Raw genomic sequence first — 25,218 nt, forward strand, 5'->3', positions numbered from 1 at the left:
CGCTTCTCAATAAGCAGAGAAACTTTTCTTCAAAATTGATGCCCTATATTAGAAAGCATTCTAGTTTTTTGGTGGAGCTAAGCGGGATCGAACCGCTGACCTCTTGCATGCCATGCAAGCGCTCTCCCAGCTGAGCTATAGCCCCACGAAAATAAATCCCCTCTCTCAAAGGATCGTAAAAAATCTCAAAAAAATTTTTTAAAACGAGAGAAACCGAAGATCAAGAAGAATTTATATTAAATGATTAAGAATAACTTCTCACTTTTTAACCATCATCATCACTAGAAACACCACCGCCTCCGAAAATCTCGGTAACGTCATCATCCTCATCATCTTCATCATGGGACAAAAACGTATCATCGTCATCACCAAGATCCACATCACTGTCTCCCAAATCAGGAAGATCATCGTCTTTAGAATCATCAACATCTTCTTCAAGAAGCATAAAAGCAGATTTTTCAAGCGCTGTATCCAATTCCTCAGCATCAACTTCTTCTTCACTACTCGCTTCAGCTGCTGCAACCTCAAAATAAGAACGAGGATAAGAAATCCCTGTATAAGGCGACACAATAGGGTCGCGATTAAGATCATAAAACTTCTTTCCCGTTTCTGGATCAACGCGTTTAGTTCCAAGTTCTTGTTTTGCCATGAACCGTCCCTCTTTAGTTAACTATCATTCCACTAAAAAACGAATTTTATGGTGCTTAATCGAAAGACAATAGCTTTGTCAAAGATAAATATATCATTCCCTATGGATTTCCTCATGACGCCTTTCAAAGCATATGCTAAAGGATGTTTTATTTAATTGGGATTAAATAGAACTTCTATGCAAAAAGCAATACCCATAACTGCCTACCAATCTACCAATCTCTCTGGCAAAATTAAGATACCAGGAGACAAATCAATCTCCCATCGATCTCTTATATTGGGAGGATTAGCAAATGGTGAAACATATATTCATGGACTACTTGAAAGCGATGATGTCCTCAATACAGCTGCAGCTATGCGTGCTATGGGAGCCTGTATTCATAAAAAAAACAACCTCTGGGTCATCCGTGGAACTGGTAATGGCTGTCTTTTGCAAGCACAACAACCTTTAAACTTTGGTAATGCTGGAACAGGTGCCCGACTGATTATGGGAATGGTTGGTCCTTACCATATGAAAACAACCTTTATCGGCGATGCCTCTCTTTCTAAACGCCCAATGGGACGTATTCTTGACCCATTGCGTTTAATAGGTGTTGAAATTGAAGCGACACATGGCGACCGTCTCCCTTTAACGCTTTATGGCCCGAGAATGGCTAACCCGATTCGCTATCGTATTCCAATAGCTTCTGCCCAAGTTAAATCAGCAATACTTCTTGCCGGACTCAATATCGCTGGCACCACAACCGTTATTGAACCGATTCTCACTCGAGATCATACGGAAAAAATGTTAAAAGCGTTTGGTGCTGAGCTTGAGATAGAAATAAATGCAGAAGGCACACGTTTTATTCATCTCAATGGGCAACCACATCTTACTGGACAAACTATTGATATTCCAGGTGACCCTTCTTCTGCAGCTTTTCCACTTATCGCAGCCCTTCTTGTCAAAGATTCTGATATTACCATTGAAAATGTTCTTATAAATAACTCTCGAATCGGTCTTATTGAAACATTGTGGGAAATGGGAGCAAATATTGAATTTTTGAATCAACGCCAAACAGGTGGAGAAGATATTGCCGACCTTCGGGTTCAATCATCAGTGCTAAAAGGTGTAACTGTACCCAAAGAACGCGCTCCATCAATGATTGATGAATATCCCGCCTTAGCAGTAGCAGCAGCCTTTGCTGAAGGCAAAACCACTATGCTAGGAATCGAAGAGTTGCGTGTTAAAGAATCAGATCGACTCTCCGCTGTTGCACAAGGATTAATAATCAATCATATAAAGTGTGAAGAAGGTAAAGATTTTCTCATCGTACATGGGAAAAATTCTGCCAAAGGATTGGGTGGTGGACACGTCATAACGCATCTTGATCACCGAATTGCTATGTGCTTTCTTGTCTTTGGATTAGCATCAGAAAAACCTGTTACCATTGATGATAAACAGATGATTGCCACAAGCTTTCCAGAATTTATCCCTTTTATGCGACAACTCGGGGGAAAAATTTATTGAAACCTTTTATTATTGCAATTGATGGACCAGCAGCCTCAGGTAAAGGGACATTGGCACGCAGACTTGCCACCCATTATCGCCTGCGCTATTTAGATACTGGGCTCACTTATCGTGCTGTTGCTCATACACTTTTACAACAAAAAATTGCTCTCGATAATGAAAAAAGTGCTGTTGCTTATGCTAAAGAACTTGATTTTGATACTCTAAATCCGACTCTTCTTTCTTCTCACGCGCTTGGTGAAGCAGCTTCAAAAATAGCGCTTATACCAGCTGTACGCGAAACTCTTGTTGCAAAACAAAGTAATTTTGCCAAAGTTTTGCCCGGCAGTGTGCTTGATGGTCGCGATATTGGGACTGTCGTCTGCCCCAATGCAGATATTAAGCTTTATATTTTAGCAGATGTTCAAATACGTGCAAAACGTCGCTATCAAGAAATTTTAAAAAAAGGATATCAAGCAGATTATAATGAGATTCTTGCCGATCTTGAACAACGTGATAGTCGCGATATAACCCGCAAACAAAGCCCACTCAAACCAGCAAAAAACGCCCTCTTGCTTGATACATCAGAATTGAGTATAGAAGCAGCATTCATAACTGCATGTACCTTTATTGATCCTGTCATAAAAACCCATGGAGTTTAAATAAAATCGTCAAGGTAATTTCTAGTCTAGCGCTAATTTTTCCTGTATTAAGAAATAAAGATTGGAAATTACTTTATATCAACACTAACCCAGCGCTTATACCTTTTACTATAAAGGTCTGTATCAGGAGTTCTTATGTCACAATACAATCCTACAACAGCGGATTTTGAAACCCTTTTAATGGAATCTTTCCAAACCAATGACCTCAATGAAGGAGCCGTTGTTAAAGGCCGTGTCATTGCAATCGAAAAAGACATGGCTATTATTGATGCTGGTCTTAAAGTTGAAGGGCGTATTCCACTCAAGGAATTTGGAGCTAAAGGAAAAGACGGTTCTTTACAAGTTGGTGATGAGGTTGAAGTTTACATTGAACGCATCGAAAATGCGATGGGTGAAGCCGTGCTATCTCGTGAAAAAGCACGACGTGAAGAAAGTTGGATTCGTTTGGAAGAAAAATTCAACGCTGGCGCACGCGTCAACGGAGTTATTTTTAGCCAAGTAAAAGGTGGCTTTACCGTCGATCTTGATGGTGCTGTTGCCTTCTTGCCTCGCAGCCAAGTTGATATTCGCCCCATCCGTGATGTTTCACCATTAATGCACAATTCACAATCCTTTGAAATTTTGAAAATGGATCGTCGTCGTGGCAATATTGTTGTCTCACGTCGTACTGTATTAGAGGAAAGCCGCGCCGAACAGCGTTCAGAAATTGTTCAAAATCTTGAAGAAAACCAAATCGTTGAAGGTGTCGTTAAAAATATTACCGATTATGGTGCCTTTGTTGACCTTGGTGGAATTGACGGTCTTTTACATGTCACAGATATGGCATGGCGGCGTGTTAATCATCCATCTGAAATTCTTACAATTGGTCAAACTATTAAAGTTCAAATTATTCGCATCAATCAAGATACGCACCGCATCTCACTTGGAATGAAACAGCTCGAAAGTGATCCTTGGGAAAGCATTAGTGCCAGATATCCGATTGGTAAAAAAATTACTGGAGCTGTTACTAATATTACCGACTATGGTGGTTTTGTTGAAATTGAACCAGGAATTGAAGGATTGATTCACGTTTCTGAAATGAGTTGGACAAAGAAAAACGTCCACCCTGGAAAAATTTTGTCTACATCACAAGAAGTGGAAGTAGTTGTCCTTGAAATTGATCCTTCTAAACGCCGTATTTCTCTCGGTTTAAAACAAACATTTGAAAATCCATGGGTAGCTTTTGCTAATAAATTCCCTGTGAATTCGCAAATCGAAGGAGAAGTTAAAAACAAAACAGAATTCGGTCTCTTCATTGGACTTGAAGGCGATGTCGACGGTATGGTTCATCTTTCTGATCTGGATTGGAATCGTCCTGGTGAACAAGTTATCGATACTTATAATAAAGGCGATGTCGTTAAAGCTGTTGTACTTGATGTTGACGTTGAAAAAGAGCGTATTTCCCTTGGAATCAAGCAACTTTCCAGCGATAAAGTTGGAGAAGCAGCTGCTGCTGGCGAGCTCCGCAAAGGCGCTGTCGTGACCTGTGAAGTTACTGGAGTCAACGACAATGACATCGACGTAAAGTTGATTGACCATAATCTTGAAACAACTATCCGCCGCGCGGACTTAGCACGTGATCGTGATGAACAACGCTCAGAACGTTTCTCTATTGGTCAGAGAGTCGATGCTCGTATCACTGCATTCGACAAAAAGACACGGAAACTTTCAGTATCTATCAAAGCCCTAGAAATTGCAGAAGAAAAAGAAGCTGTTGCACAGTATGGTTCTACAGACTCAGGCGCTTCTCTTGGCGATATTCTCGGTGCCGCCTTGAAAAAACAAGAACAAGATTAATGATTAAATAGGTTAAACTAATAAGGTCGCTCGTTTCTCTAGCGACCTTTTTTATTCTTCAATGAAACTGCCGTAAAGATTTTTCGATTATTTGATTAAAAAATTGTAAATACTTCCAAATACAAATCTTATTATTGAGATAAAAATGCCAATAGCCTAAAATAAAAGAAACCACATAAGTGATGGCAATGAAATATGACGGTGCTTAAAATATCTTTCATGAAGTATTTTTTTTCTCACCAAACAGAAAATTATTGTCTCACTGAAACCAATTTTCCTATTCGCTCACCTTATAAATCGCAAGACGAACTCTATAAGTTAGGTCATGATATCGCTTCAGAAAAAGAGGTCTTATTTCCTGCATATGAAGGAGGAAAGAACTTTCACAAGCGTTTGAGCGAAAATGCTAAATTTATTCTCCACGCCTTTCATACTAGCGATATTGCTGCTCGAAATGATGAAACCATTATACCGTCTGCTCAATGGCTTATTGATAATCATTATACTATCGATAAAACCATACAACAGCTACGCCGCAGCTTACCAAAATCCTTTATTAAACAACTTCCCCTTTATCAACAAAAGGTGGAAATGCCACGTATCTTTGCTTTAGCTTGGCTTTATATTGCTCATACAGACAGCAAATTTTCACAAGAAACCCTCACAGCTACGATCAATGGATTTCAAAAAATTTGCGCCCTTAAAATTGGTGAGTTATGGGCACTTCCTTCTGTCATACAGATGCTCTTAATTGAAAATGTTCGTCGCCTTTCATTGTGTATTGAACAAGCGCGGCATATGCGCCATCTCGCTCATAAAGCAGCTGATCAAATTTTTCTTGCCGAAAATGAAACAAAATTACACACTCTTTTTACTCTGTATGAAGCGTTCACCGCTCATTCGACCTTTTCAGCTCACTTATTTTATCGCCTGCGAAGTACATCTTTCGATTCAACAACAGCATTAACTTGGCTTGAAAAGCAATTGCATAACCAAGGCAGCAGCCTAAAAATTGTAACAACCGAAGAACATACCCGTCAAGCAGCAGATGGTGTAACCATGGGCAACGTTGTTCGTTCCCTAAAAACTATTGATGACATTGATTGGACAGTATGGTTTGAAACAGTTAGTTCTGTGGATTCTATTTTACGTGAAAATAGTGATTTCTCCGAAATTGATTCTCATTCACGCAATATCTATCGACAAGTAATTGAAAAGATTGCACGCTTTTCACCTTTTAGTGAGCTAGAAGTTGCACGCAAAGCTATAGAAATGACACATTTTTCCTCTGAAGATGCCCCTCATCATAACATTTCCTCTGTTGGGTGGTATCTCGTCGATGAAGGGCGTTATATATTTGAAAAGGTTTGTAAATATACTCCACCTTTTTTCAAAAAATGGCTACGAACTTACCGTTTCTCAAAGATAGAAATAATTGCAGTTCCCGTCTCGTTTTTGACGCTTGCTCTTTTGCTCACAATCTATACTCTATTACGAACATCTGACATAACACCATGGATAAGCTTTCTTTTTACCGCATTAGCGCTTTTTCCCGCTATGGAAGCTGCTTTTGCCTTCTTCAACACTGTCGTTTCATGGTTTATCCCACCAAGACAGCTTATTGGTTATGAATATAAAAATGGTATTCCCAAACACGCACGTACAATGGTTGTCGTGCCGACATTAATCACATCACGCGATTATATTGATGAACAAGTACGCAATCTTGAAGTACACTACCTTTCCAACCCCAAAGGTGCAATTCATTTTGCACTCATCACGGATTGGAGTGATGCTCCATTAGAAGAAACACAAGAAGATCTTGATCTTTTTCACTATGCGCAAAAAAGTATCGATAAACTAAATCACCGTTATCATCGTGATGACATCCCTCTCTTTTTCCTTTTACATCGTCGACGTCTTTATAATACGAGCGAAAATTGCTGGATGGGATGGGAACGCAAGCGTGGTAAACTTCATGAACTCAATCTGTTATTAAGAGGAGATCAAAACACAAGCTTTTATCCTCCAAGTCCACATCTTCCTATGGATTGCCGTTTTGTTATGACTCTGGATTCAGACACACGTCTAACCCCCGAGAGTGTCACAAAACTCGTTGGCAAGCTTAATCATCCACTCAACCGCCCCATTTTCGATCCACAAAATGGGCGGGTTATAAAAGGCTACAGCATTTTGCAGCCTCGTATTACAGCTTCTCTTACAACGAATAAAAAAACATCAATTTTGCAACGAATCTTTTCTACCAATCGTGGCATTGATCCTTATGTCTTTGCTGTTTCTGATACTTACCAAGATCTTTTAGGAGAAGGGACTTTTGTTGGTAAAGGCCTTTATAATATTGATGCATTTGAACAAGCACTTGATGGAAAAATTAAAGAAAATACAGTTCTTAGTCATGATCTTTTGGAAGGAGGCTATGCACGTGCTGCATTAGTCAATAACGTAGAAGTGATCGAAGATTACCCAACAGCCTATAATGTTGATGTGACCCGTTATCACCGTTGGATTCGCGGCGATTGGCAATTATTGCCTTATCTCTTTTCTCGATCTCAAATAAGTTCCATTACACGTTGGAAAATGCAAGATAACCTGCGTCGTTCTCTCATACCGCTTATGTGGCTGATCGCAACAATCGTGGGATGGTCTTTTTTACCGTTAAAGATAGCAATCATCTGGCAAATATTCTTGCTGCTAAGCCTCTTTATTTCACCAATTTTAGGTATATTACAACTTCTCGTTTCGATCAATGTTGATCATTCTTTGCGCGGACAACTCCAATTAATTTTAAACAAAACTGCCCTTACACTGACGGATATATTTCTTAAGATTACGCTTCTTGCCCATTCAGCTTATTTTATGACTGATGCGATTATCCGCACACTTTATCGCATGAAAATTTCAAAAAAGCACCTCCTTGAATGGAAAACTTCAGCTGCAACAAAATCGATTCCCAACAATTTGGGTTTCTATATCCTTACAATGTGGCCAGCATCACTGATCGGTATTTTTGCAATAACACCACCTCTATTTTCTCATAGCCTTACAAGCTTTATTGCTTTACCCTTTGGGCTAGTATGGTTTTTTTCCCCCTTGATTGCATGGATTATCAGCCAATCTTCAACGCCTCAAGATACTCTTAATATATCTTCACAAGATAGTAAAACACTACGATGTATTGCACGACGGACATGGCTTTATTATGCAACTTTTGTCGATGCGCAAAGCAATTATTTGCCACCTGATAATTTTCAAGAAGATCCCAAACCTCTTATCGCTCAGCGCACATCCCCTACTAATATTGGAGTCTATCTTCTCTCCATCATTGCTGCTCGTGATTTTGGCTGGATTAGTTTTGAAGAAACCATTACACGTATTGAATGCACATTAAACTCTCTTGCAAAAATGGAAAAATTCCGTGGTCACCTTTATAATTGGTATGCAACGGATACACTTAAACCTCTCCTGCCAACTTATGTATCCACAGTTGACTCAGGAAATCTTGCTGGCCACTTAATCACACTCTCTTCAACCTTAAGTGAATGGGCTGAGATACCTCATGTTTTTCTGCAGAGCGATCGAATGGCTTTGCGTGATGTCAGTGCTATTCTTGAAGAAACTGTCAAAGAAATTCCAGATAATCAGCACGTTTTACGTCCCTTACATCAACAAATCAAAGAACATATTACTTATTTTCATTGCACTACCAATGCTTTTCTTAAAGAAAAATCAGATGCTCCTACTCACTGTATTCTCAACCTCTTGCGCATTGCTCATAATATCGTACATTTAATAGATAAACTCGATCAAAAAATTCAAACGACAGAATCTGCGCGTGCACTCTCTTGGGCAAAATGCCTTGTAGAAACCTGTGAAGCACATCATCACGATATAATCAGTAACTATAATACCGAAATACTCTGCAAAAAATTAAAAACTTTAGCTATAAAAACGCGGCAAATAGCCTTTGATATGAAATTTGACTTTCTAGAACAACCTGAGCGGCATCTCTTATCCATTGGATATCGTGTTCAAGAAAATAAACTTGATGAAAGTTGCTATGACCTTCTTGCTTCAGAAGCACGCCTCGCGAGCCTTTTTGCAATCGCAAAAGGAGATATCAAATTTAAACACTGGTTTCATCTTGGACGATTACTCGTTCCAATCGGTTGGAAAAGTGCCCTTCTCTCATGGTCTGGCTCCATGTTCGAATATCTTATGCCATCTCTCATTATGCATGAACCTTTGGGGTCTATACTCGATCAAACTAATCGATTAATCGTTCGTCGTCAAATACAATACGCCCATAAACGGGGATTACCGTGGGGTATCTCAGAAGCTGCATTTAATGTCCGCGATCACCTCATGAATTACCAATACACCAATTTTGGTGTTCCAAACCTTGGACTTCAACGTGGTCTCTCACGCAATGCTGTTATTGCTCCCTATGCCAGCCTTTTAGCTACACAATATGCACCCTCCCAAGCTATAAGCAATTTAAAACGATTGCGTAATCTTGGAGCGTTAGGAACATACGGTTACTATGACTCTATTGATTTCACGCCTTCACGTGTACAAATAGGAAAAAAATACGCCATTGTGCGCAATTATTATGCACATCATCATGGCATGTCTATTCTTGCTATTAACAATGTCATTTTTCAAGGACGGATGCGCGATCGCTTTCACCGTGATCCAGTCATTGAAGCAGCACAATTATTATTACAGGAGAGAGCTCCGCATCAAATTCCTATTATTCATACCAAAAATGTTAATCCTACACGCAATAGCTCTCAAGAATTTGATGATGCCCCTTCACGCATTATCACTAACCCGTTACTCAAACCACGTGCAACTTTGCTCTTATCTAATAGTTGTTACTCTACAATGCTGACAGCCAATGGTTCTGGTTATAGCCGCTGGCACGATTATACAATTACACGCTTTATTCCTGATGCTACCGAAGATCAACAAGGATTTTTATTTTTCATACGTGATACGCATAGTGGACATTGGTGGTCTGCTACTAGTGAGCCAACACGTATTGTTGAAGAAGAAACGATTAGCATTTTTACAGATGAAAAAGCTGAATATACGAAAATAGTTGATGGTATCAAATCAACACTTGAATGCCTTGTTACCGCTGAAAATAATGGCGAAGGTAGACGTATCCAACTTATAAATACAACGAATAAAGATCGCTTCATCGAAGTTACTTCTTATGGTGAACTCGCATTAGCAACAATGGAAGCAGATTGCTCTCATCCTGCTTTTTCACGTATGTTTATAGAAACAGAAATTGCTGAAGGAGGAAGAGCAATTTTTGCTAAAAGGCGCAAACGCTCCCCCTGTGATCCTGAAATTTATGTTGCTCATTTTGTCACCGATACAACTCACATTATTCAAAAAACAGAAGCTGAAACTGATCGTTACCTGTTTATTGGTCGAGGTCGATCCATTCATCATCCTGCTGCATTTGACCAAAATGCTTGCTTCAAGAACAGTCAAGGTTGTGTTCTTGATCCAATCATCTCTATCCGATGTCATATAAAAATTCCAGCACATGAAACAGCAGAACTTATTTTTTGGACCTTTGCTGCCAATGCAAAAGAAACGCTGCATAACCATATTAAACATTATCAACAATCCAATATTTTCCAACAAGAATTGTCACTGGCGTGGACACACTCGCAAGTTTCGTTGTATCAAAGTGGTATCCACCTTAAAGAAGCTATTACTTATCAAAAATACGCAACACCACTTATCTATCCAGATCAAACATGGCGTCTACCTTCTGAAATATTGGCAAAAACTCTTGGTAAGCAATCCGATCTTTGGTCAATGTCTATTTCAGGTGACTATCCTATCTGTCTTCTCAGATTAGATAATGAAGGAGATATAACTGTATTACGCGAATTGCTTAAAGCACATGAATATTGGCGTATGCGCGGTCTAATTGTTGATCTTGTTATTTTAAATGAACAAGCATTCTCCTATATACAAGATACGCAACGCGCTATTGAATGGGTCTGTGAATCTTACCATCACCATATCAACAACATCGATAATAAACACCAACATATTTTTACACTTCGGCGTGACCAAATAAACGAACAAAGTTTTAAAACGCTTCTTGCATCAGCCCGCATCATACTTCATGCTCAAAATGGTTCTTTATCTGAACAGCTCAAACGTATTGATGATAGTGATTTTGATCTGGTAACTCGTAATAGTCGTCAAGGATTTTATTATAAATTAAACGACAAAAGAAAGAAAATAACACCAGCAAAACAAAACCTCTTTGCTTCCGTTGATCCTATCAGTTCACAAAAATCATCCGCTCTCTCTGCTCACGGAGAAGATTTAAAATATTGGAATGGTTATGGCGGTTTTAACCATCATAACTATTATGTGATACGTCTTAACGGACGCACCACCACACCACATCCGTGGATTAACGTTATTGCCAACCACAATTTTGGCTTTCATGTATCTGCTGAAGGTGCACTTTTTACTTGGGTCAATAATAGTCGTGATTACCAATTAACCCCTTGGACCAATGATCCTGTTTCTAACCGCCCAGGGGAAGCACTTTATCTTGTAGATCGCCAGTCTTTAAACTGTTTTTCACCCGTTTCTGCTGTAGAATGTAATGAAAGCGTTGTATATGAAGCTTGTCATGGTTTTGGATTCTCAACCTTCAAATCCACACATTCAGAGATTGCGTTAGAACTCACCCATACACTCGATCAAGAAAAACCTGTTCGCTTTTCCCGTTTGACCCTCAAAAATAAAGGAAAAAAACCATGTAGCTTACGTCTTTACAATTATGTTGAATGGGTCTTGGGAAATGTCCGCACAAAATATGCACCTTTTATTATCCCCCATTATGATTCTAAACGTGGTGCACATTTCATTCAAAATCCCTATCACATCGAAAAGTCTCAACAAGTGACATTTTTATCAGCATCCGAAATGCCAACAAGTACCACCACCGATCGTACTGAATTTATCGGTGCACTAGGAACAATTGTACATCCACAAGCTATCCGTCAAGCTGGTGCCCTTTCAAATACGGTTGAAGCAGGACGTGATCCTTGCTCGGCATTCGCCTATGATATTGACCTGTCACCAGAGCAAACAAAAGAAATAATCTTCTATCTTGGTAGTACTGAAAATATGCAAGAAGCTGAAAAATTGCTAGACCAAGTGCGCACAAGTGATTTTGAAATTTTGTTAGCGCAACAGAAGCAACAATGGAGTAATTTCGTTTCTCCAATTCAAGTAAAAACACCTGATCCTTCCTTTGATATCATGGTCAATCATTGGCTTCCTTATCAAATCTATGCATGCCGCATGATGGCACGTGCAGCTTTTTATCAAGCCAGTGGTGCCTTTGGCTTCCGCGACCAATTGCAAGACAGCTTGTCTTTGTTATTGTTGAAACCACAACTTGCGCGTGAACAATTGTTAAACGCTGCAGCTCACCAATTTCCTGAAGGTGATGTACAGCATTGGTGGTTGCCTGATACCAATGCTGGTGTTCGCACACTCATTTCTGATGATATCGTCTGGCTTGCGTATGGAACAGCTCTTTATGTAAACACTACTGGTGATTATGCATTTCTTGATACTCCAATTGCTTTCATTGAAGGAAATTCTCTGAACACAGGGCAACACGATATTTATTTTCAACCCACAAAATCTTCAAAAACTGCAACACTTTATGAACATTGTGTTTTAGCCTTAGATCTTGCCATCAAACGCTGCGGGCAACATGGTCTTCCCCTCATTTTAGGTGGCGATTGGAATGATGGCATGAATTTGGTAGGGATTGAAGGAAAAGGTGAAAGTACTTGGTTAGGGTGGTTTCTTGGCACTACGTTACAAGCATTCATTCCTCTTGCTAAAAACCGTGGTGATAACAGTCATGTTGAAGCATGGAATACACATCTTAAACGTTTGACCAAAGCTTTAGAAAAAAACAGTTGGGATGGTGCTTGGTATAAACGTGGTTATTTTGATGATGCAACTCCCCTTGGTTCTAAAATAAATGATGAATGCAAAATCGATACGATTGCTCAATCTTGGGCTGTCATTTCTCGAATGGCATCGTCTAAACGCCAAAAACAAGCAATGGCATCAATGCTTGAACATCTATATGATGAAAAAGGTAGACTTATACGTCTTTTCTGGCCACCTTTTGACAAAAGTGCTCTCGAACCTGGTTATATAAAAGGTTATCCTCCAGGGATTCGAGAAAATGGTGGTCAATACACTCATGGTGCTATTTGGAGCATTTTAGCGCTTGCTGAAATGGGTGAAAATGATAAGGCCTATCGTTTATTTTCTATGATCAACCCAATTACCCATGGGCAAAACCCTGAAATTTATCGTGTTGAACCTTATGTAATGGCTGCAGACATCTACACCATTGAACCACGCCTTGGACAAGGTGGTTGGACATGGTATACAGGCTCAGCAGGCTGGTTCTACCGCGCTGCAACACATGCCATTCTTGGGATTCACCGTCAAGCCAATCAATTATTTTTATATCCACATTTGCCTTCCTTCTGGATAGAATATGAAGCAAAAATGAAATTTTTTGATGCTGTTTATACAATCAAAGTCAAGCAGGGACTCCAAAATATGCTCCATGTTGATGGTAAAAAATATGCCAATGTTTATGCAGGAATAAAGTTAAAAAAAATAGGTACACATGAAATTATACGCACTTTCAAATCCTAAAAACAGAAAAGATAGCAAACTTTTTTACTCTTGCTCAAAGGTACAGAGTTGTTATAGTTCCTGCGTTTCCTATGATGTTTACGTTAGTGCGTCATAATCTTAAATTTTACTTAGCTGAAAAAGAAAGAGTCATGAATCATACGGATATTGCTAAACGTGTTTACAACCATACTTGGAAACTTGATCCAATTATTCGTTCACTTCTCGACACGGATTTTTATAAGCTTCTTATGGTACAAATGATTTGGGGACTTTATCCAAATGTCAATGTCACTTTCTCCCTCATAAATCGCACCAAAACAATACGTCTTGCCGATGATATCGATGAAAATGAATTGCGTGCTCAACTTGATCATGCTCGTAGTTTGCGCTTTACGAAAAAAGAAATGATCTGGCTTGCTGGAAACACATTTTATGGACGTAAACAAATTTTCGAACCAGATTTTCTTAATTGGCTTGAAAATTTTCAACTTCCAGAATATGAGCTAACCCGCAAAGATGGACAATATATCCTTCATTTTAGTGGTTTGTGGGCTCACAGCTCCATGTGGGAAATTCCTGCTCTTGCCATTATCAGTGAATTACGTTCACGTGCTGCCATGAAAAACTTAGGCCGTTTTGCACTTGACGTGCTTTATGCTCGTGCTAAAGCAAAAATGTGGAGTAAAGTTGAACATCTTAAAAAATTATCTGATATTAAAATATCCGACTTTGGGACAAGACGTCGTCATTCTTTTTTATGGCAACGCTGGTGTGTAGAAGCATTAAAAGAGGGCATTGGAGATTCTTTGATAGGCACTTCCAATATTCTTCTCGCCATGGATACCGATTTAGAAGCTCTTGGTACAAATGCACATGAATTACCCATGGTTATCGCCGCTCTCACCAATAATGATAACGAATTGCGCAAAGCACCTTATCAAGTCTTGCAAGATTGGAATCGTTATTATGGTGGAAATCTTTTAATTGTTTTACCTGATACCTTTGGTACAGAAGCATTTTTATGCAATGCACCAGATTGGGTAGCTGATTGGACCGGTTTTAGACCTGATAGTGCTCCCCCCATTGAGGGTGGCGAACGCATTATCGAATGGTGGAAAGAAAAAGGAAAAGATCCACGCGAAAAATTATTGATCTTCTCTGATGCACTTGATGTAGATACGATTGAAAAAACTTACCACCACTTCCATGGAAAAGTGCGTATGAGTTTTGGTTGGGGAACAGATCTTACCAATGATTTTGCAGGCTGTGCACCCCAAAAAATTGCGACCCTTGATGCTCTCTCCCTTGTCTGTAAAGTCACTCATGTTAACGGCAGACCAGCCGTAAAACTTTCAGATAATCCTGAAAAAACGATCGGTGATCCGCAAAAAATACAATATTATCTTAAGTTTTTTGGTAATAAAAAACGTGTTTCTCGACCTATAAAAACCTAAATCGTAAACTCGTTTGCACACAATCAAAACAAATAATTATGAAATCAGTAACGGATCGATATCAAGTAGATAAATACTGTCTTCTCGCCCTTAACTCACAGAAATGACATTCCCATATGAAAATAGCTTATCATTGTCAATCAAGGTTGATTTGGACAGTTAATTGAGCTACTCGCATACAAACCTTTATTGATTAAAATTGCTTCACAAGCGCACCATTCTATCCAAAAAACAAACAATTTTATAACTTAACTATTTTTAAAAAATTAATCAGCTAATATATAAATTGTTATCCTAAAACCTCGAGGCAAAAGCTCTCTATTAATAGCTCAAATAAATCAGGAAAAATAAACAAACCATTTAGCTAATAAAATTTTTTATGAAGATGGACGTGTCATAATATAAATAGCAATCAAAAACAAAGTAGCTGCAACCAATAAGGTAAGCCACAAGGCAGGATGTAATATCATCAAAAATGATAAAAAGCCACACGCCATACTAACCACAACAAAAATTTTAACGAATGTTGGGATGGCTCTCTTTTCTTTCCATTTCCTAATAGGCAAACCGAAAATGCGATGATTATTCAGCCAATAGTAAAAACGTGGTGATGAACGAGCAAAGCACCATGAAGCAACTAATAAAAAGGGTACCGTTGGCATAATAGGTAACACCATGCCAATAACACCTAATATAATCATTGCCCAACCTACTATAAAATAACAAATACGCAAAGGGTAAGATGTCTTAAAATATTTTTTCATCTTCTAGTACCGCTTTCCTTTATGAGAAACATCTGTATCCTCTCTACTTTTCATACGCTTCAGGTGCATAAAATCACTTCTTAATATCACTTTTGAGTAAGTATATTTTCAAGTGACCATTCCTTTCAAAGCATAGAACAGCCTACGCAATATGATAATCATTTCGCAAATTTCAAGCAATGAGAACAAATTTTTAGGAAGAAAAATAAAAAGGCTGCAGAACAAATCAACGCAGCCTCTTAATTATGAATGCAGCGTTTAGGGGGGGGAAGGAAATACTGCATTCACTTGCTAGATATTAGGAGGAAAATAATCTAACGTTTTTTGTTTAGTTAAAATCATCACAAGAGACAATACATAAAAATGCATGACTGCCATGCACGAATTTGTGTTACTCAAATTTTTTGAATCGTGTCTTGACGAAAAAATAATGATATAAAAATAGCAATAAAAATAAGTGTTAAAATTAATACGATTGTGGCAGCAGAATCAGAGCCAATAAATAAACTTAAATAAATTCCTAAAAAACCAGAGAAAGCTGCAACAAGTACAGCAATCGCCAACATAGAAAAAAAGCGCTTAGTGATAAGATACGCAATCGCTCCTGGTGCTATCAATAAAGAGATTACCAAAACAATACCAACGGCTTTCAAAGCTGCAACGATAGTAAGAGAAATCATTGTTAAAAGAGTATAGTGAAGCACCGATATTCGTAATCCCATTGCACGACCTTGAATCGAATCAAAAATATACAGCATAAAATCGCGCCATTTCGCTCCTAAAATAAAAGTAACGATAATAGAAATTATCGCCGTCTGCGTAATATCAAGCCAGTTAACACCCAAAAGATTCCCGAAGAGAATATGGTTCAAATCTAGGTTGCTATAAATAGCCGTTGCAAGCACAAGCCCCAAACCAAACATTGACGAAAAAACAACACCCATCACTGTATCTTGTTTGATGCGGCTATTATTCCCTAAAAAACCTGTTACGATAGCACAAATCATACCTGCCACGAACGCACCGCAAGCGATCAAAGTCATAGTAACATTAGCTGAATCTACGTGCTGAAACCAAGCAAATGGTAAAGAAGTTAAAAATGCTATCACCCACGGCGTTGCCATATAACCAACAACTACGCCAGGAAAAACTGCATGGGAAATCGCATCACCTAAAAGCGCCCATCCTTTTAAAATGAGAAAACAAGAAAGCATTGCCATTGGAATAGAAAGAATCATAACAATAACTATGCCTTTAAGCATAAAAGAAAACTGAAAAGGAAGTAGCAAACAATCAATCATGATATTATTACACTTTTTTTGCCGCTTTTATACGTAAGCGGGCAGCAATAAAGCCGTGTTTAGGAGCAAAAATGAAAGCCATAATAAACAAAAATGCCTGAAACAGCACAACAAGACCACCAGTTTGCGCATTCAAAAAATAACTTACATAAACGCCAAATATACTTGTGAATGTCCCAATCACAACTGCAATAAGTAAAATATTTACAAAACGGTCACTTAAAAGGTAAGCTGTCGCTCCTGGCGTTACGACAAGACAAATAACTAAAAAAGCCCCAACTGTCTGCATAGCAGCAACAGTACAAGCAGATAGCAATGTAAAGAAAAGAATTTTTAAGAACTTTACATTTAATCCAATAGCACGCGCATGTGTCTCATCAAATAAAGCAACTAATATATCTTTCCACTTCAAAAACAGCACCAATAAAGAAAAAAATCCAATAAAAGCCAATTGTAAAATATCTGATGCACTTACTGCCAAAATATTCCCTAAAACAATCGTATCAATATTAACAGACATCGGTTTTAATGATTTGAGAAATAATCCAAAAGCAAAAAAGGAGGAAAAAATTAAACCAATAATGGTATCTTCTTTCAGCTTTGTTCGATGGTTAAAAAAGAGCATCGCTGCTGCCGCAAGCCCACCAGAAAAAAAAGCTCCAAGCGAAAAAGGTAACCCCAAAAGGTAAGCTCCCGCTACTCCAGGCACAATCGAATGGGAAAGTGCATCACCAATTAACGACCAACCTTTTAACATCAAAAAAGCAGAAAGAAAGGCACAAACACACCCAACTAGTCCTGAAACCCACATAGCATTAATCATATACTGATAGCTCAACGGTTCAAGCAACCAAGACATCACACAATACTCTCCACTTTTTGAACTTTCTCAAAACCTAACGCTTTTTTGCTTTCTATAAACACATCATTTTTTGTTGTATCTTGAAAATCAAAAATATGATGGTGCAGAGCACCATCAAAAGTTTTTTCGAGATTCTCCTGTGTAAAGACTATTTCTGTTACCCCAGAAGCCAAAACAGTTCCCTTTATTAAGATCGTATGATCACAAAATTCACGAACAGATCCTAAATTGTGGGTAGAAACCAATATCACAGCGCCTTCTTTCCGTAAATCTTGCAACAAGGCAATAATTTTATCTTCTGTTGTAACATCAACCCCTGTAAATGGTTCATCTAATAAAATAGCTTTCGCCTGCTGTGCCAGAGCGCGTGCTAGAAAAACACGCTTCTTCTGACCACCAGAAAGCTCACCAATCTGACGCTTGGCAAATGCCAACATATCGACACGCTCTAATGCAACACGGACAGCTTCATAATCTTCTTCCCGCGCATAGCGAAAGAAATTCATATGACCATATCGCCCCATTAAAACAACATCTTCAACGAGAACAGGAAAATTCCAATCAACATCCTCATTCTGAGGAACATAAGCAATGAGGTTTTGTTTTAAAGCTGCCGCAACTGGCAAATCAAACATGCGAATTTTTCCCTTTGAAGGGCGTACAAATCCCATAATAGCTTTAAATAATGTCGACTTACCTGATCCATTAACGCCAATCAATGCCGTAATAGAACCTGTTGGGCTTTCAAAATTTACTTCACGCAAAGCTGTATGCCCATTACGATAAGTTACTGTTACCCCTTGAGCAAATATTCCAGTTTTAGTCATTGCCCTTTTACTCCGTCTAATAAAGCGCGAGCAATCCGGTCACTTGTAACACGTAACAAATCAATATAGGTTGGAACCTCACCATTTGCTTCACTTAGTGAATCGACGTAAAGAACACCACCATATTTTGCTCCTGTTTCTCTTGCGACTTGCTTGGCAGGTGCTGGAGAAATAGTACTCTCAGAAAAAACTGCATGGATATTGTATTTGCGAACCATGTCAATAACATGCTTAACTTGCTGTGGCGTTCCCTGCTGATCAGCATTAATTGGCCACAGATAAAGTTCTTTCAAATCAAAGTCGCGAGCCAAATAACTAAATGCGCCCTCACTGGTTACAAGCCAGCGTTTATCCTCTGGCAGTGCTTCTAATTCAACTCTAATAGGATCAATCATTGAGCGAATCTTCTGTTTATAAGTTTCAGCATTTTCTTCATAAATAGAAGCATGCTCAGGATCGTATTTTACAAAAGCGTCGCGAATATTATCAACGTAAATCAAAGCAGCGTTCGGGGACATCCATGCATGAGGATTCGGCTTTCCACTGTAAGGCCCCTCACCAATTTTAATCGGCACAATGCCTTCTGAAACAACGACACTCGGAACATCTTTGATATTTTGAAAAAATTTTTCAAACCAAAGTTCTAACTCTAACCCATTCCATAATATAAGATTTGCCCCTTGCGCACGCATAAGATCGCGAGGTGTAGGTTGATACTCGTGAATCTCAGCCCCAGGTTTAGTGATTGATTCAACATCTGCAACATCACCTGCTACATTCCGTGCCATATCAGCAATGACAGTGAAAGTTGTAACAGCCTTAAATTTTCCAGCAGACAAAGCTAAACTGGGTGTAAAAAAAATAACACTCCCCAAAACTATAGTAAAAATCGCTTTTACGTTCATTGATTCTCTCTTTATTGCCAATGATTTGCATTACCATTCAGCTAATAACAGCTATTTTTTATCTTTGCAATAAAGAATTTTCACAAAAAAATAGACTTTTAAACTATTTAACAATATTCCCTTTCACCTTTTTAAAAGCAGATATTTCAAAAGGATATGTTTAATATGAAGACCAACTTCATGTAGCTTTATGAACCTTGAATACATAAAATTAAGGGAGCACTTAAAAGTGCTCCCACTTCATGAGACAATCCAATAGAAGAAAGTAATACTCAACAACGCAAATACGCACCCGTCATCTTAGTAACGTTCTCCACCACTTTCAAAGCAAGCTTTTCTAGATCTTCATCAGTCAAAGTTCGCTCAATAGGTTGAATAATAACTTCAATTGCAACAGATTTTTTATCTTCTCCAAGCGCTAAATCTTCAAAAATATCAAAAATTTGTACTGAATGAATGAGCTTTTTATCTACTGCACTTGCAGCGCGAACAATAAGAGAAGAAGCAACCGTTTTATCAACCACAAACGCAAAATCACGGCGCACCATTTGAAAAGGCAATAGCTTTAAAGGAGAACGGCTTTTCGTTGCCTTTTTTCTGGGTTCTGGAATTCGATCAAGAAAAATTTCAAAACCGCATAAAGAACCACTCACACCCAATTTCTCTAATGTAGCAGGATGAAAAATGCCAAAAAAACCAAGAATAACCTTTGATCCAAGCTTTATAACCCCTGAACGACCAGGATGATACCAATCGGGTGCTCCAGCTTCAATTTGAATCTTATTAACATCCATACCGCATGCTTCTAGAACAGCTAATGCATCCGCTTTAGCATCAAAAACATCAACTGCTGCTGCGTTCCCATTCCAAAAACGTCCTACTCCTTCAAATCGTTCTGTTCCACGGCGAATACCACCAGCAACATGTTGCTGCTTATCAGGTGTATCACCTTCGTAGATGCTGGAAACTTCAAACAAAGCAAGATCTAGAAAACCACGATCAGCATTTCGCTGCGCTGCCACAAGCAAACCTGGCAACAAAGAAGGGCGCATCACTGACATATCAGCAGTAATAGGATTTACTAATTTAAGCTGTGCTTGACCCCCTCCAAAAGCAAGTGCTTGACTTTCAGAAATAAAAGACCACGTTACTGCCTCCCTCATACCACGATGCACTAAAGCTAGACGTGTAACACGTGAACGAATCTGCGAGCATGTTAAAGCTTGATCTCTTCCTTCCACAAACTCTTCTAACGGAATGGGCTTAATTTTATCCAACCCATAAACCCTCATCACTTCTTCCACTAAGTCAGCTTTACCGACAATATCAGGGCGCCACGTTGGCACATTCACTGTAACCACATCTCCTTCTCCTTCAATGTGAAATCCAAGCTTTGTCAAAATAGTAATAACTTGCTCACGCTCTATTTCCAAATATGTCAAACGCTTAATTTCAGAAAACGGAAAAGTGATCTGTTTGATTTTTGGCTGCTGATAACCAACAACCTTTGTCTTTGATACTTCACCACCACAAAGACGTACAGCCAATTCTGTCGCAATTTCGAGCCCTGTTTCCATAAAAGCTGGATCAACACCCCGTTCAAATCGATAACGTGCATCACTGATAAGCCCTAATGCGCGCCCCGTCTGTGCAATACTATGTGCATCCCAAAGCGCTGACTCAATAATAACGCGACGCGTTGTTTCATCACAGCTTGTTCTTTCACCACCCATAATACCAGCAATCGAGACGACGCCTTCTTCATCTGCAATGACACAATCTTTAACGCCCAAATTATAGATTTTTCCGTCAAGCGCTTGAAACTGTTCGCCTTCACGACCACAACGTACAACTAAATTTCCTTTTATTTTATCTGCATCAAAAACATGAAGTGGACGTCCAAGATCAAAACTTATGTAATTTGTCATATCAACCAGCGCATTAATCGGTCTCAAACCAATCGCACTTAAACGCTGCTGCATCCATTGTGGTGATACACCATTTTGAACATTACACACTTCACGCCAAGCAAAGCCTAAACATAATGGTGAACCTTGCGAAAAATCTAGAGAGACATGAATCGATGTTTCAAAAGAAGCTATAAATTGCGGCAAAGACAATTCTTTTAATTGTCCAATTCCAGCAGCTGCAAGATCACGTGCAATACCGCGAACACCTGTGCAATCAGAACGATTAGGTGTCAAACCAATATCAATGATTGGATCATCTAAACCTGCATAAACTGAAAATAAACCTCCTATAGGTGCATCCTCTGGAAGCTCTATAATCCCATCATGTTCATTCGATAACTCAAGCTCCTCTTGTGAACACATCATCCCAAAGCTTTCAACACCGCGGATTTTGCCTACAGATAATGTCACGTCAAGTCCAGGCACATAAGTACCAGGTAACGCAAGAACACCAACAAGCCCAACCCGTGCATTTGGCGCCCCGCAAACAACTTGCATAGATGTACCAGAGCCCGTATCTACCGATAAAATTTGCAATTTATCTGCGTCAGGATGTTTTATTGCCGTTAAAATCTTCGCAATTACAAAACCTTTTAAAAAAGAACGATCATCAACATGTTCAACCTCAAGACCAATAGCTGTTAGCTTATCGCAAATCTCATCCAAAGATGCATCTGTTTCTAAGTGATCTTTCAACCAAGACAATGTAAATTTCATTTTAAAACCTCACATGAAAGCTATGACAAGATCACACATTTTTTAAATTAGAAAAAAAAGCAGGCATATCAAAACAGCGAAAACCATAATGGTCTAACCAACGTAGATCAGCATCAAAAAAAGCCCGCAAATCAGGCATACCGTATTTTAACATGGCAATACGATCAATACCCATTCCCCACGCAAAACCCTGATATTCATCAGGATCTAAGCCAACATTCTTCAAGACATGAGGATGCACCATTCCGCATCCTAAGATTTCTAACCAATCCTGCCCTTCCCCGAACTTTACTTCTGAACCAGAACGGTCACATTGAATATCTACCTCCATAGATGGTTCGGTAAAAGGAAAAAAAGATGGGCGAAAACGCATCTTCACAGAAGGAACTTCAAAAAAAGCTTTACAAAAAGTCTCATGAAGCCACATCATATGTGCAATAGTAGAGGTTTTATCAATCACAAGACCTTCTACTTGATGAAACATTGGAGAATGAGTCGCATCTGAATCCATACGGTAAGTTTTTCCAGGAATGATGATACGTATCGGTGGTTGTTGCTTTTCCATCGTACGAATTTGTACAGGTGATGTATGGGTGCGTAATAATTTCTGCTCTTTCGTTTTATCAACATCAAAAAAGAAGGTATCATGCATTTCGCGAGCTGGATGACCTTCAGGAAAATTTAATGCAGTAAAATTATAATAATCCGTTTCAATATCTGGCCCCTCAGCAATAGAAAAACCCATATTCGTGTAAATAGCTATAATTTCCTCAGTTACCTGTGAAATAGGATGAATACGCCCCCGCTCAACTGGAGAAGAACGAACAGGTAAAGTGATATCAACCGTTTCACGAGCAAGACGTGCATCCATTGCTTGTCTTTTAAGAAAATCACGTCTTTGCGCCCATAGCTCTAAAACGCGACTTTTTAATCCATTAAGAACTGGTCCTACTTGATGACGCTCTTCGGCATTCATCTTTCCTAACGCTTTTAACTTTTCAGAAATGCTGCCTTTTTTACCTAATGCCGCAATACGTACTGCCTCAAGTGCCTGTTCATCACTCGCTGCTTCTAAAGCTAAACAAATTTCTTGTTCCAGACGCTCAATATCGCTCATGTTTTTGCCTATTTTTTGAATAAAAAAAACCCGCACCAGCAATAACCAGTACGGGATCCCGAATAAATGAATGCTTTAACAGAATACGACTGGCTTACTTGACAGCGCCTTCAAAAGCATTAGGCGTTGTATCTTTCAGATATTCCAAAGCTTCCTTTGCAGAAGCCACTAAAGCAGAAAATGCTGCTGATTCATGGATTGCTATGTCTGAAAGAACCTTACGATCAACCTCAATACCAGCTTTTGATAAGCCATCAATAAAGCGCCCATAAGTTAAACCTTCTGCACGAACAGCAGCATTAATTCTTTGAATCCACAAAGCACGAAACGTGCGCTTTCTATTTTTACGATCACGATAAGCATATTGCTTTGAACGATCAACTGCTGCTTTAGCTGCACGAATAGTATTTTTACGTCGGCCGTAAAAACCTTCAGCCTGCTTAAGAACTTTTTTGTGCTTAGCGTGCGCTGTAACACCTCTTTTTACACGTGCCATATGATACTCTCCTAAAAATCAAAAGCGCGAAACTTAAACGCCATTTGGCAAATAACACTGGACGACCTTTTTAGCATCTGACTTACTCAGAACCATTGTTCCACGTGAATCACGAATAAACTTATTGGAACGTTTAATCATCCCATGTCGTTTTCCCGCAGCTGTTGCTTTAACGTTACCTAATGCAGTGATTTTAAACCGCTTTTTAGCGGATGATTTGGTCTTCATTTTGGGCATTTTGCTACTCCACATCTCTAAAATCGATCAAGCTGACCAAAGCTTGAACAAGCACCTGAACAGCCACGGCATGCCCTGCCGGGCGGCTCCAACAATATTTTCATAAGACAGTATACACAAAATAGCAAGATCGTATCAAAAAAAAATCGGAGCTCCATTGCCTTGAACTTCAACCAAAGGCGCTGGAATTGCATTTGTTTTTATTGTTGCTTTACATAAATCAGCAATGATGCATTGCGTACATTGTATTTTACGTGCTTGACAAATATAGCGTCCATGCAAAATGAGCCAGTGATGCGCATAACAAAGATAACGAATTGGTATAATTTTTAGCAACTTTTCTTCAACAATCTCTGGCGTTTTTCCGGGTGCTAAACCAAGACGGTTCCCAAGACGCAAAATATGCGTATCTACTGCCATAGTAGGTTGTCCAAAAGCAACATTCAAAACAACATTAGCAGTTTTACGCCCCACTCCAGGGAGCGCCATAAGCGCTTCACGGTTATCAGGCACATGACCATCATACCGATCTATTAAAAAGTGGCAAAGTGCATAAACATTGCGCGCTTTTGCACGCCAAAGACCAATACTACGAATATGGCGTGCAATTTCTTCTTCTCCTAACGCAATCATTTTTTCTGGTTGATCAGCGAGACGAAATAATTCTTTTGTTGCTTTATTAACGCTAACATCTGTCGCTTGAGCAGAAAGAATAACCGCAATCAAAAGAGTAAAAACATTGGTATAGATAAGATCACTTTTGGGATGAGGACGTTGAACCGAAAAACGGCGAAATATTTCTGCAATTTCGTCTTCTCTGTACAGTGTTTCAGCAGCTTTTCTTACCTGTAACAATTTTATTGTTTTTTGTGTCATTGAACTTTCTCATCTTTTCTCTTGAAGTTATCACTCACACTCGCCACATGAAAAGAATGCAGAAAACGCTTTTTAGAGTTTGATCAAATAGCCGCGTTGAAGAGGATACTCACAATGACATATGTGATGCTTTTCTTCGATCCCCTTCTTTCAGGATTTGAAACAGCAAAGAAAACGTTACAGCATATTGATAAAACTACAGCATATTGATAAAACTAATGAAGTTCATCTGAGCTATAATATTGAGCGTTTACACAGAATTGATAATACAAATCGCATATGTATAACTCTGGCTGCTTCTGGATTTAAAGT

16 protein-coding genes and 1 tRNA gene are annotated in these 25,218 nt (G+C 38.9%); 5 read left to right on the forward strand and 12 right to left on the reverse strand.

The annotated features are described in order from the left end of the window. Positions 1-69: 69 nt before the first annotated feature. A tRNA-Ala gene (locus V5N67_RS00760) sits at positions 70-145 on the reverse strand. Between the two features lie 120 nt (positions 146-265). Beyond that, a complete protein-coding gene (locus V5N67_RS00765; protein ID WP_332059842.1) occupies positions 266-649 on the reverse strand; it encodes a TIGR02300 family protein in 384 nt (127 codons plus the stop codon). Positions 650-826: 177 nt separating this feature from the next. Between V5N67_RS00765 and aroA the strand changes: the two genes are divergently transcribed. The 5 genes from aroA to pncB all read left to right on the forward strand — a co-directional run bounded on the left by aroA (position 827) and on the right by pncB (position 14,834). Further along, complete coding sequence (gene aroA / locus V5N67_RS00770; protein ID WP_332059844.1) at positions 827-2,155, forward strand: 3-phosphoshikimate 1-carboxyvinyltransferase; 1,329 nt, start codon at positions 827-829, stop codon at positions 2,153-2,155. After that, positions 2,152-2,796 (forward strand): (d)CMP kinase, encoded by a 645-nt coding sequence (cmk, locus tag V5N67_RS00775; RefSeq protein ID WP_332059846.1) that lies wholly within the window; start codon positions 2,152-2,154, stop codon positions 2,794-2,796. Before aroA ends, cmk begins: the two co-directional genes overlap by 4 nt. 135 nt (positions 2,797-2,931) lie before the next feature. After that, positions 2,932-4,632, forward strand: coding sequence for a 30S ribosomal protein S1 (gene rpsA, locus V5N67_RS00780; RefSeq protein WP_332059847.1), 1,701 nt, complete (start codon positions 2,932-2,934; stop codon positions 4,630-4,632). 195 nt (positions 4,633-4,827) lie between these two features. After that, positions 4,828-13,398: a glycoside hydrolase family 94 protein gene (locus V5N67_RS00785; RefSeq protein ID WP_332059849.1), complete on the forward strand. Its 8,571-nt coding sequence runs from the start codon at positions 4,828-4,830 to the stop codon at positions 13,396-13,398. Between the two features lie 131 nt (positions 13,399-13,529). After that, positions 13,530-14,834 (forward strand): nicotinate phosphoribosyltransferase, encoded by a 1,305-nt coding sequence (pncB, locus tag V5N67_RS00790; RefSeq protein WP_332059850.1) that lies wholly within the window; start codon positions 13,530-13,532, stop codon positions 14,832-14,834. 377 nt (positions 14,835-15,211) lie between these two features. Here the strand turns inward: pncB and V5N67_RS00795 are convergent, their stop codons facing one another. From V5N67_RS00795 to nth, 10 genes are all read right to left on the reverse strand, one after another. After that, complete coding sequence (locus tag V5N67_RS00795; RefSeq protein WP_332059851.1) at positions 15,212-15,598, reverse strand: YbaN family protein; 387 nt, start codon at positions 15,596-15,598, stop codon at positions 15,212-15,214. 395 nt (positions 15,599-15,993) lie between these two features. Continuing rightward, positions 15,994-16,899, reverse strand: coding sequence for a metal ABC transporter permease (locus V5N67_RS00800; RefSeq protein ID WP_332059853.1), 906 nt, complete (start codon positions 16,897-16,899; stop codon positions 15,994-15,996). A gap of 7 nt (positions 16,900-16,906) precedes the next feature. Further along, the gene (locus V5N67_RS00805; RefSeq protein WP_332059855.1) at positions 16,907-17,761 is read right to left on the reverse strand and encodes a metal ABC transporter permease; all 855 of its coding nucleotides are present in this window, start codon (positions 17,759-17,761) and stop codon (positions 16,907-16,909) included. Beyond that, on the reverse strand, positions 17,758-18,588 hold the full coding sequence (locus V5N67_RS00810; protein WP_332059856.1) for a manganese/iron ABC transporter ATP-binding protein: 831 nt from the start codon (positions 18,586-18,588) through the stop codon (positions 17,758-17,760). The genes V5N67_RS00805 and V5N67_RS00810 overlap by 4 nt, the downstream gene beginning before the upstream one ends. Beyond that, on the reverse strand, positions 18,585-19,493 hold the full coding sequence (locus V5N67_RS00815; protein ID WP_332059857.1) for a metal ABC transporter substrate-binding protein: 909 nt from the start codon (positions 19,491-19,493) through the stop codon (positions 18,585-18,587). The genes V5N67_RS00810 and V5N67_RS00815 overlap by 4 nt, the downstream gene beginning before the upstream one ends. A 272-nt stretch (positions 19,494-19,765) precedes the next feature. Further along, positions 19,766-22,180, reverse strand: a complete 2,415-nt coding sequence (gene pheT, locus V5N67_RS00820) for a phenylalanine--tRNA ligase subunit beta (protein WP_332059858.1) — start codon at positions 22,178-22,180, stop codon at positions 19,766-19,768. A gap of 31 nt (positions 22,181-22,211) precedes the next feature. After that, entirely contained in the window at positions 22,212-23,297 is a 1,086-nt protein-coding gene (pheS, locus tag V5N67_RS00825; protein ID WP_332059859.1) for a phenylalanine--tRNA ligase subunit alpha, read from the reverse strand. A gap of 94 nt (positions 23,298-23,391) precedes the next feature. After that, positions 23,392-23,793, reverse strand: a complete 402-nt coding sequence (rplT, locus tag V5N67_RS00830; protein WP_332059860.1) for a 50S ribosomal protein L20 — start codon at positions 23,791-23,793, stop codon at positions 23,392-23,394. A gap of 33 nt (positions 23,794-23,826) precedes the next feature. Continuing rightward, on the reverse strand, positions 23,827-24,030 hold the full coding sequence (gene rpmI, locus V5N67_RS00835; protein WP_332059862.1) for a 50S ribosomal protein L35: 204 nt from the start codon (positions 24,028-24,030) through the stop codon (positions 23,827-23,829). Between the two features lie 135 nt (positions 24,031-24,165). Beyond that, positions 24,166-24,906 carry an endonuclease III gene (gene nth / locus V5N67_RS00840; protein ID WP_332059863.1) on the reverse strand — a complete coding sequence of 247 codons (741 nt, stop codon included), beginning with the start codon at positions 24,904-24,906 and terminating at the stop codon, positions 24,166-24,168. Positions 24,907-25,218 lie beyond the last annotated feature (312 nt).

Source organism: Bartonella rhinolophi (genome assembly GCF_036576165.1).
Taxonomy (GTDB): domain Bacteria; phylum Pseudomonadota; class Alphaproteobacteria; order Rhizobiales; family Rhizobiaceae; genus Bartonella.